5 protein-coding genes are annotated in these 7,733 nt (G+C 74.3%); 2 read left to right on the forward strand and 3 right to left on the reverse strand.

Annotated elements, in window-relative coordinates; all coding sequences use genetic code 11:
- Nucleotides 1-3: 3 nt before the first annotated feature.
- Nucleotides 4-2,196 (reverse strand): sigma-70 family RNA polymerase sigma factor, encoded by a 2,193-nt coding sequence (locus ACFCY7_RS28625; protein ID WP_376488944.1) that lies wholly within the window; start codon nucleotides 2,194-2,196, stop codon nucleotides 4-6.
- Nucleotides 2,197-2,410: 214 nt separating this feature from the next.
- On the reverse strand, nucleotides 2,411-3,202 hold the full coding sequence (locus ACFCY7_RS28630) for a TetR/AcrR family transcriptional regulator (RefSeq protein ID WP_376488945.1): 792 nt from the start codon (nucleotides 3,200-3,202) through the stop codon (nucleotides 2,411-2,413).
- Between the two features lie 353 nt (nucleotides 3,203-3,555).
- On the opposite strand from ACFCY7_RS28630, the gene ACFCY7_RS28635 reads away from it, so the two are divergent.
- Both ACFCY7_RS28635 and ACFCY7_RS28640 read left to right on the forward strand, forming a co-directional pair.
- On the forward strand, nucleotides 3,556-4,920 hold the full coding sequence (locus ACFCY7_RS28635; protein ID WP_376488946.1) for an NAD(P)/FAD-dependent oxidoreductase: 1,365 nt from the start codon (nucleotides 3,556-3,558) through the stop codon (nucleotides 4,918-4,920).
- Between the two features lie 106 nt (nucleotides 4,921-5,026).
- Nucleotides 5,027-6,688, forward strand: a complete 1,662-nt coding sequence (locus ACFCY7_RS28640) for a SpoIIE family protein phosphatase (RefSeq protein ID WP_376488947.1) — start codon at nucleotides 5,027-5,029, stop codon at nucleotides 6,686-6,688.
- On the opposite strand, the gene ACFCY7_RS28645 is transcribed toward ACFCY7_RS28640, so the two are convergent.
- Nucleotides 6,685-7,733, reverse strand: a 1,049-nt coding sequence (locus ACFCY7_RS28645; RefSeq protein WP_376488948.1) for an MFS transporter, incomplete at its 5' end; no start/stop codon positions are given. The two genes, ACFCY7_RS28640 and ACFCY7_RS28645, sit on opposite strands and share 4 nt — an antisense overlap.

Genomic DNA, 7,733 nt, shown 5'->3' on the forward strand with positions numbered 1-7,733 from the left:
GGGTCAGGAGCAGCTGATCCGGGAATCCGCCCAGTCGGCGACGGCGGCCCGCCCGAACGGCGTGTGCTCCTCGACGACGAGCCGGATCGTGCTGCGGCCGCCGATGTCGACGTGCACCGGAAGCGGCGGGTCGCCGGCCCGGACGACGCCGGAGCGCCAGAGCCGCTCGTCGTCGCCGTAGACGGAGAACCGGACGCCGCCGACGCCGAGCAGGGCGCTCAGGTCGTCGATGCCGACGACCGCGTCGTAGCTCGTGCACTGCCGGTTGAGGGTGACGAGCAGCGAGGACGGGGCGTGGACGCTGACCCCGTGCGCGTACGGGGTGCCCCCGATGAAGAGGTTGCGCCGCTGCCACATCCAGCTGCTGTCCGAGAGGGACACCTCGGGCTTGGTGCCGTCGCCGAAGATCCCGTACTGCAGTTCGTCGACCCGGTAGACGGCCGGCGCCGCGGGTGGCGGCGTCGGCTTGGGCTTCGGCTTCGGCGCGGGCTTCGCGGGCGGCGGCGTCGGCTTCGGTGTCGGCTTCGGCTTCGGGCTGGGCGTCGGCTTCGGCGGCGTCGGCGGCGTCGGCTCGGGGGAGGGCTTCGCGGGCGTCGGCTTCGGTGCCGGCGGCTCGGACCGCACGGGCGGGGGCGGCGGTACGGGCTTGGGCGTCGGCTTCGGCGGCGGCGCGGGCTCCTGCGGCACGATCGGCGTGACGACCGGCGGTGCGGGCTTGGGCGCGGCCACCGGCTGCGGGTCCCCGGCCATCGCCCAGACGAGGCCGGCGGCCGCGGCGACCGCCATGGCCGCGGCGATGCCGGCCTTCGCGGGCGCGCCGAGGCCCTCGGCGGCGGCCCCGCCGGAGGCCGCGCCGCCCGAGGATCCGGAGGCGGCGGCCGCCGCGCCCGCTCCCGCGGCGGCGGCGGTGCCACCGGCGACGACCCCGGCCGCCTTGAGGGAGTACCCGGCGGCGAACCAGCCGATGACGGCGACCGGGAGCAGCGCGGGGATCCCGGCGTTGACGTGCGCGAGTTCACCGGCGGCGAGCCGGCACTTGGCGCACTCCTCCAGGTGCTTGCGCAGGCCCCGCTCGGCCCGCATCCGCAGCCCGCCGCGGGCGTAGGCGCCGAGCCGGTCCGCGTAGCGGGCGCAGTCGCCGCCCGCGGTCAGCGACTGGCTGACGTGGGCCTGGAGGTAGGCCTGCTTGAGGCCCTCGCGGGCCCGGCTGGCGAGGACGGCCGTGGCGTTGGCGGTGAGCCCGAAGAGCGGGGCGACGTCGCTCGGCGACTCCTCCTCGACGGTGGTGTGCCACAGCACGGCCTGCCAGCGCTCGGGCAGCGACCGGAAGGCCTGCATGGCGAGCGACTGCTCGGCCTCGTGCATGGCGCGGACGTCGGCGCCGAGGTCCATCGTGTCCTGGTCGGAGACCTCGGAGGAGCGGGCGGCGTCGGCCGCGAAGACGGCGAAGTCCTCGACGAGGTGCTCGCGCTTCTGGGTCCTCGCCCAGTTCGCCGCGACCCGGCGGACGGTGGTCATGAGGTAGGCGCGCACGGCCTGTTCGGGCCCGGCCCCGCCCCGCACGGCCTGCAGGGTGCGGGCGAACACCTCGGCCGTCAGGTCGTCGGCGGTGTGCGCGTCCCGGCAGCAGGTCCTCGCGTACCGCCGCACGGCGTCGGAGTGGCGGCGGAACAGCTCCTCGTACGCGGAGCCGTCGCCGTCCCGCATGAGCTGGACGAGCTCGGGGTCGGACGGCGGCAGCGGGAGCGGCGGCGGCAGCACGCCGTCGGAGTCGTCCTCGCCCTCGGCACCGGAAGGGGCGCCGGGAGACGGGTCGGGAAAGGCGTCGCGAAACGCGTCGGGAGCGGCTCCGGACGCGTCGGGTGACGTCCCGGGAGCGTCGCGGTACTCGGTTCCGGCCGCCGCCGCCGCGCGGTCGGCGAACCCGCCGGCCACCGCGCCCGCCGTACCGGAGGACTTGCCTTCCCGCTGCTGCGGCACGCTCGGGTCGAGCTGCTCGTGAGGTCCCGGCGGGGCCATCGCACCGCCCTGACCCGGCACGCTCGGCGTGCCGGCCGCACCGGACCCGCCCGTCGTGCCGGCCGCGCCGGAGAGGCCTCCGGGTCCGCCCTGGCTCGGCACCTGCCGCGGGGGCGGGCCCCCGGGCTCGGTGCCTCCGCCGTCGCCCAGCGGTTCGTCCCGACCGTCACCGCTCATCGCGGAAGCCCCCGTACGCATGCCCAGACCCGAACACCGGCCAAGACTGCCACAGAGCGCGGGCACGCCGAAGCACCGCGTCCACTTACCACTCGTCCGGGCAGACTTCCGGTATCCGGGCGTAACCGCTCACACGTTCGTGTCATGCTCGTTGGTCCGCCCGGACCACGGAACAGCCGTCCGCCTGAGGGACGTGGGAAGAAGACCGCGGGACCTACCGGGACCGGAGGCCTTCCAGCAGGATGTCGAGGAGCCGCGCCGAGGCCGCCGCCTGCTGGACCGCGTCCGGCAGGGCCGGGGCGGCCGTGGCGATCACGAGCAGGACGTCCGCCACGGTCACGTCCGTCCGCAGCTCACCCGCCTCACGCGCCCGGTCGACGAGCCGGCCGACGACCTCGAGCAGCTCCGCCGCCCCCGCGTCGTCCCGCTCCTCCGCCGGCACGGCACGCGGCGCGACCACGCGGGCGTCGGCCTGCTCGGCGAGACCCCGCTGGGACGGCACCCGGGCCGCGTCGTCACCGTCGTCCGTGACGGGCAGCACCGAGGGCTCGTCCACGCCGACCCGCAGCACCTGCGGCGGAAGGAGACGGCCCGCGCCCGAGGCGACCGAGGTCCGCAGGAACCGGGAGAGCGCCGACCACGGCTCCTCCTCCTGGCCCAGCGCGGCCCGCGCCTGATCGGTCAGCCGGGAGGTCTCCTCCTCGGCTATCCGCCGCACCAGCACGTCCTTGCTGGGGAAGCGGCGGTAGACCGTGCCGACCCCGACGCGGGCGCGGCGCGCCACGTCCTCCATCGGAGCGCCGTAGCCGAGCTCGCCGAACACCTCGCGCGCGGCGCGCAGGACGTGCTCCAGATTGCGCTGGGCGTCCACCCGCAGCGGCGCGGACCTGCCGCCGGGCACCACCGTTCCGTTGCGCGGTTCGGAGGCAGCGCCCCCCGAACCGTGGCCGTCGTCGACGATCGCCGTCCCGGCGCCCGTCGGCCATCGCGAATCCTGAATCTGCATAAGCGTTCCCCCGCTCATGATGTCTCCCCCCGGAGACTCCCCGCCCTGACACGGGGTTTCCGGTCGATCAGCGCTCAGGTCCACGCGCTCCGATCCGACACCCCGACGAGGTACGAACATAGTTGAGTCGGGGTCAATTCAGAAGGGGAAGTTCCGTACGGTGCGCCCCCCGATCGGAGCAAGGCCCGGAAGACTCCCGATTCCGACCCCCTTTCCGCCCCTCTCCACCTGCCGTGACCTGCACTGATTCCCCCGCAGGCCCGTCACGCGCCACCCCGCGCCTCCGTACCCCTCCGGTCACACAATTTGCCGAGCCTGTGGACAAACCACGGACGGAGGTGCGTCATGGGACAGTGACCGAACCTGCGCGCATTCTCGTGGTCGGCGGTGGCTACGTCGGCATGTACACCGCGCTGCGCCTTCAGCGGCAGCTCAGGGCGGAGCTCAGAGCCGGCGCCGCCGAGATCGTGGTGGTCACCCCCGAGCCGTACATGACGTACCAGCCGTTCCTGCCCGAGGCGGCCGCCGGCTCCATCTCCCCGCGCCACGTCGTCGTGCCGCTCCGCCGGGTCCTGGACCGCTGCCGGATCGTCATCGGCGAGGTCAGGGCCGTCGACCACGCCAAGCGGACCGCGACCCTCGCGACCCTCGCCACCGAGGAGGAGGGCACCGGCGCGACCGAGCTCACCTACGACGAGCTGGTCATCGCGCCCGGCTCCGTCTCCCGCACCCTCCCGGTCCCCGGCCTCGCCGACCACGGCATCGGCTTCAAGACCGTCGAGGAGGCCATCGGCCTGCGCAACCACGTCATCGAGCAGATGGACATCGCCTCCTCCACCCGCGACCCCGCGATCCGCGACGCCGCCCTCACCTTCGTCTTCGTCGGCGGCGGCTACGCGGGCGTGGAGGCCCTCGCCGAGCTGGAGGACATGGCCCGCTACACCGCCCGGTACTACCACAACCTCAAGCCGGAGGACCTGCGCTGGGTCCTCGTCGAGGCCTCGGACCGGATCCTCCCCGAGGTCGGCGAGGAGATGGGCCGGTACGCCGTCCGCGAGCTGCGCGGCCGCAACATCGACGTACGCCTGCAGACCCGCCTCGACTCCTGCGAGGACCGGGTCGCCGTCCTCAGCGACGGCACCCGCCTGCCCACCCGCACCGTGGTGTGGACGGCCGGCGTGAAGCCCGCGCCGGTCCTCGCCGCCACCGACCTGCCGCTGAACGAACGCGGCCGGCTCCGCTGCACCGCCGAGCTCGCCGTCGACGGCGTCGCCCACGCCTGGGCCGCCGGCGACGCCGCCGCCGTCCCCGACGTGACCTCACGGGAACCCGGCAAGGAATGCGCGCCCAACGCCCAGCACGCCGTCCGCCAGGCCAAGGTCCTCGCCGAGAACATCGCCGCCTCCCTGCGGGGGCAGCCGCTCAAGCAGTACGCGCACGCGTACGTCGGCTCCGTCGCCTCGCTCGGCCTCCACCAAGGGGTCGCACACGTGTACGGACGCAAGCTCAAGGGATATCCGGCCTGGTTCATGCACCGCGCCTACCACCTCAGCCGGGTGCCCACCTTCAACCGCAAGGCCCGGGTCCTCGCCGAATGGACCCTGTCAGGCCTGTTCAAACGGGAGATCGTCTCCCTCGGCTCGCTGGAACACCCCCGCGCCGAATTCGAACTCGCCGCCGCCCCACCCCCCGACCCCGGCGACAAGCCGTCGTCCTGACATCACTGTCAGTGCACTCGTCCACACTGGACGTGTGACCATAGGTGGGCTCACACCTGCACAGCGTGACTCTGCACGGCACCGACACCACGAGGCATACAGATCCGTGAACTTCACCCGTTGGAGCGCCCGGCTCCCCGGCACGCAGCGCCGCGCGGCGCGGGGGACCGAAGGCTCCGTGCCCGCAGCCCGCGGTGAGTACGGGCAGCAGCTGGAGCAGCTCGCCGGCGCCGCCGAGGCCGCCGACGTCCCCACCCTCGAGGACTTCTCCGTACGGGAACTCCTCGGCCGCCTCCCCGGCCTGGTCGCACTCGCGTACGGCCCGGAGCACCGCATCGCGTACGTGAACGACGCCTACGCCGCCGCGTTCGGCCCGCGCCCCGCCGGCGCGACCGTCGCCGACACCTGCCCCGAGGCCGAGGAACTCGGCCTGCTGCCGCTCATGGACCAGGTGCTCCGCAGCGGCAAGCCCCGCACGGTCAAGTCGCGCCGCACCCACGACGGCGGGTCGTACACGGTCACCTGCCTGCCCGTGGACAGCCCCCGCGTCGACGGCGGCGGCGTCCTCGTCCACGCCGCCGACGTCACCGACCACGCCGAGGCCGCCGAGCGGCTCCGGGCCAGCGAGCGCCGCCACCGGGAGACCGCCGTCACCCTCCAGCGCTCCCTGCTCCCGCAGGAGCTGGAACAACCCGACGACCTGCGCATCGCCGCCACCTACCAGCCCGGCGGCACCGACGCGGCCGTCGGCGGCGACTGGTACGACGTGATCACCCTCGGAGCCGGCCGCACCGCACTCGTCATCGGCGACGTCATGGGCCGCGGCGTGCGCGCCGCCGCCGTCATGGGCCAGCTCCGCACCGCCGTCCGGGCCTACGCGCGCCTGGACCTGCCCCCGCACGAGGTGCTCCAGCTCCTCGACGGCCTCGCCGCCGAGATCGACGCCAGCCAGATCGCCACCTGCGTCTACGCGATCCACGACCCCAGCGAGGGCAAGCTCGTCTACGCCTCCGCCGGCCACCTCCCGATCCTCGTCCGCGACGAGGACGGCACAGTCCGCCGCGCCGAGGACCCCACCGGACCGCCGCTCGGCACCGGCGGCTGGCTGCACGCCTCCGGCTCCATCGCCCTGCCGCCCGGCTCCACCGCCGTCCTCTACACCGACGGCCTCGTCGAGCGCCGCCGCGAGGACATCGACGAGGGCGTCGCCGCCCTCGCCCGCGCCCTCTCCGGCGCCACCGGCACCCCGCAGGTCGTCTGCGACCGACTCCTGCGCTCCCTGGGAGTCACCGCCGACCACGACGACGACGTGGCCGTCCTCGTCGTCCAGCACCCCTCCCGCGCCGGAGCGCACGCCGAGCTCTTCCACAACGCGGCCCTGGAACTCCTCGGCGGCGTCGAGGCCGCGCCCCGCGCGCGTGCCTTCGCCTCCGGCGTCCTGTCGAGCTGGCGCTTCCCGGTCGAACTCCGCGACCTGGGCGTCCTCGCCACCAGCGAGCTCGTCGCGAACTCCCTCCAGCACGGCACCCCGCCCATGCGGCTGCGGCTGCGCCGCACCGACCGCCGCCTGATCATCGAGGTCACCGACGGCGACGACCACCTCCCGCGCCGCCGCAGGGCGGAAACGGAAGACGAGGCGGGTCGCGGGATCTCCATCATCGCGACGATCGCCTCGTCCTGGGGAAGCCGCCGCACACCGGGCGGCGGCAAAGCGGTCTGGTGCGAGTTCGCCCTCCCCGACCGCGCGGCCGGGGAGGACACGCTCTAGGCGGCCGCCTCGACCTTCCGCTCCGGCTGGTGCCGCGCCACGACCTTCGACGGCCTGCCGGCGAGGGACGGCTGGTTCTGCTCGGGCGTCAGCTGCCGGCCGAGCCGGACGGCCAGGAACGTGATGCCCAGCGAGAAGAGCACGAACGTCACGATGTACGGCCCGTGCAGCGCGGCCCCCATGGGCCCGCCCACGGCCGGACCCACGGCCAGCGCCAGCTGCTTGACCAGCGCGAACGCCGAGTTGTACTGCCCGACCATCGACTCCGGCGCCAGATCGGCCACCAGCGGCGCCACGGTCGGCGACAGCATCGCCTCACCGAGCCCGAACAGCGCGTACGTCGAGACGAACGCCGCCGTCGCCATCGTCTGGCTGCCGTGCCCGAGACCCGCGTACCCGGCGATGAGCCACGCCACGGTCCAGATCAGACCGACGGCCGCGATCACCCGGGTCCGCTTCCGGCGCTCCACGAACTTCAGCACCAGGAACTGAGCGGCCACGATCACCGCCGTGTTCGCGGCCAGCGCCAACCCGAGCGCCGACGGCTGGATGCCGGCGGCCTCCGTGCCGTACGCGGCGAGACCCGACTCGAACTGCCCGTAGCAGGCGAAGAAGAGAACGAAGCCGAGGACGCACAGCTGCACCATCGCCTTGTGCCCGAGCAGCGCCCGCACACCGCCGCCCTTGCCGCCCTCGGAGGGACGCGCACCCTGGAGCGCCGGCGAACCGGGCATCCGCACGGTCCCCACGACCGCCGCCAGGACCAGGAACATCGCCGCCTCGATCGAGAACAGCAGGATGAAGCTGCCCGGACGGCTCGTGTCGACCAGCAGACCGCCGATCAGACCACCGATACCGAGCCCCAGGTTCTGCAGGAAGAACTGCATGGCGAAGGCCCGGGTCCGACCGACCGGCGTCGAGCACCAGACGATCATCGTCGCGAGGGCCGGCTGCAGCACCGCCGTACCGGCGCCGAGCAGCGCCGCCGCGCCCACGGCCGCCGGCACGCTCGACGCGAAGCCCATCCCCACCGCACCCACGGCGG

Origin of the sequence: Streptomyces sp. NPDC056361 (assembly GCF_042262805.1) — a bacterium.
Classification (GTDB): Bacteria; Actinomycetota; Actinomycetes; order Streptomycetales; family Streptomycetaceae; genus Streptomyces.

Coding starts and splice junctions, on each gene's coding strand:
- ACFCY7_RS28630 (WP_376488945.1), bottom strand. CDS start 3,202: ATGCAGATTCAGGATTCGCGATGGCCGACGGGCGCCGGGACGGCGATC.
- ACFCY7_RS28625 (WP_376488944.1), bottom strand. CDS start 2,196: ATGAGCGGTGACGGTCGGGACGAACCGCTGGGCGACGGCGGAGGCACC.